Source organism: Fructilactobacillus sp. X2R1C1 (genome assembly GCF_059901435.1).
The window spans coordinates 1-489 of sequence record NZ_JBWXUV010000026.1; the positions used below are offsets into that span (position 1 = coordinate 1).

At 33.7% G+C, this 489-nt stretch carries 1 protein-coding gene; it reads left to right on the forward strand.

The window, feature by feature from the left end; translation table 11 throughout:
- Positions 1–32 precede the first annotated feature (32 nt).
- Positions 33–489 (forward strand): MFS transporter (locus tag AC6UDG_RS07295; protein ID WP_500706938.1); only part of this gene is annotated, 457 nt, incomplete at its 3' end.

Here is a 489-nt window from a genome sequence, read left to right on the forward strand (position 1 = left end):
GGACTAGATTTGGAAGAAGAATGCCATACACTATGGTATTTGCACCAATTGCAGCTCTCATGTTAATTTTGTTACCAAATTCAGGATCATTAGGGTTTGGATATGGTTCTACAGCTGCTATGTTTTTTGCAGCATTTTCTATTTTATTTATGGATTTAGCGACTAATGCTTCGATGCAACCATTAAAAATGGTTATTAGTGATATGGTTAATAAAGATCAAGAAAACTTTGCTTGGTCTTGGTCTTCAAACTTTAGTAGTATTGGCGGAATTCTAGCAACATTACTTCCATTTATCTTAACATTTCTTGGGGTTTCTAATGTGGGCAAACGAGGTTCTGTACCGAATTCAGTAATTTGGTCTTGTTACATTACGGCGGCTATTTTATTGATTACCATTACATTTTCAGTATTTTCTGTGCATGAATATAATCCAACTCAATATGCTAAATATCATGGAATTTCGATTGAGGAAAACAAAAAAACTCCTA